Below are 1,581 nucleotides of genomic sequence, written 5' to 3'. Positions count from 1 at the left end.
GAGACCTTGCTCAGCGTCGAGGTGACCGCGGGCTCCAGGTTCTTGAACTGCGAGGTGTACGGGCCGACCTTGATGCCCTTCCCGGCCGGGGAAGTCCGCCGCTCAGCCGTCTCAGCCGCCCCGTCCGGCTCCCCGACCGCGCCCTCCGCCCTCGCCCCGTGCGCCTCCCCGGCGTGGCAGGCGTACCCGCAGGACGTCTGGCCCGCCTCCACCCGTCCCGGCCCGCACGGGGACATGACCGTGGGCGGGGTCTCCCTGGCCGAGGCAGCCGAACGGTTCGGCACCCCGCTGTACCTGCTCGACGAGCACGAGGTCCGCGACCGTTGCCGGACCTACCGGGCCGCCTTCCCGCCCGAAGAGGCGGACGTCGTCTACGCGGCGAAGGCGTTCCTGAGCCGGGCCGTCGTCCGTTGGATACGCGAAGAAGGGCTCGGGCTCGACGTCTGCTCGGCCGGTGAACTCCTCCTCGCGATCAGCGCGGGCTTCCCCGCCGACCGGATCGTGCTGCACGGCAACGCCAAGAGCCCGGAGGACCTGAGCACCGCCGTGCGGCTCGGGGTCGGCAGGATCGTGCTCGACTCGACCTCCGAGATCGCACGCCTCGCCGCTCTGGTGCCGCACGGCACCCGTCAGCCCGTCATGATCCGCGTGGTGCCCGGCATTTCGGCCGGCGGTCACGCGGCGGTGCGCACCGGTACCGACGACCAGAAGTTCGGCCTCTCCCTCATGGACGGCTCTGCCCAGCACGCCATCGACCGCGTCCTCGGTCAGCCGGGACTCGAACTCGTCGGCCTGCACTGCCACATCGGCTCGCAGATCACCTCGATCACGCCGTACGTGTCCGCGCTGCGCCGGATGGTGGGGCTCCTCGCCCGCACCCGGGACAAGCACGGGGTGGTGCTGCCCGAACTGGACATGGGCGGCGGGCACGGGATCGCCTACCGGGCGGGCGAACCCGCGCTCGACGTCCCCGCCCTCGCCTCGCGCATCCGTGCCGAACTGGCCGCCGGCTGCGCCCGGTCCATGCTGCCGGTGCCCCGGCTGACGGTCGAACCCGGACGGGCGGTCATCGGTCCGGCGGGCGTCGCCGTGTACCGGGTACTCGCGGTCAAGCGCACCGGTACCCGCACCTTCGTCGCCGTCGACGGCGGCATGAGCGACAACCCGCGCCCGGCGCTGTACGGGGTGCGGTACGTGCCCCGCATGGTCGGACGGGCCTCCACCGCACCCGGGGTGATGATGACCGTGGTGGGCCGGCACTGCGAGGCCGGCGACATCCTGGCCGATGCCGTGGAACTCCCCGGCGACGTGCACCCGGGCGATCTGCTCGCCGTCCCGGCGGCCGGGGCGTACCACCTGTCGATGGCCTCCGGGTACAACCTCGTCGGCCGGCCGCCGGTGGTCGCCGTGTCGGACGGCACCGCGCGGCTGCTCGTACGCCGCGAGTCCCTCGACGACCTCCGGCGGAGGGACGTCGGGGTCTGAAGTCCGGGTGGTGTCCGGCGGACGACGCCCCGCCGGACACGCGGAGATCCAGCGGAGCAACACCACGGTGCCGCCGCGCCCCTAGCCCATGTTGCG

1 protein-coding gene is annotated in these 1,581 nt (G+C 73.4%); it reads left to right on the top strand.

Features of this window, described 5'->3' with window-relative positions:
- Positions 1-72: 72 nt before the first annotated feature.
- Positions 73-1,485: a diaminopimelate decarboxylase gene (gene lysA / locus ACWD3D_RS36805; RefSeq protein WP_451464986.1), complete on the top strand. Its 1,413-nt coding sequence runs from the start codon at positions 73-75 to the stop codon at positions 1,483-1,485.
- The last annotated feature ends 96 nt before the right edge of the window (positions 1,486-1,581 follow it).

The organism is Streptomyces sp. NPDC002690, from assembly GCF_053592415.1.
The sequence above is the reverse complement of the archived record's forward strand: the minus strand, read 5'-3'. Positions and strand labels throughout refer to the sequence as shown.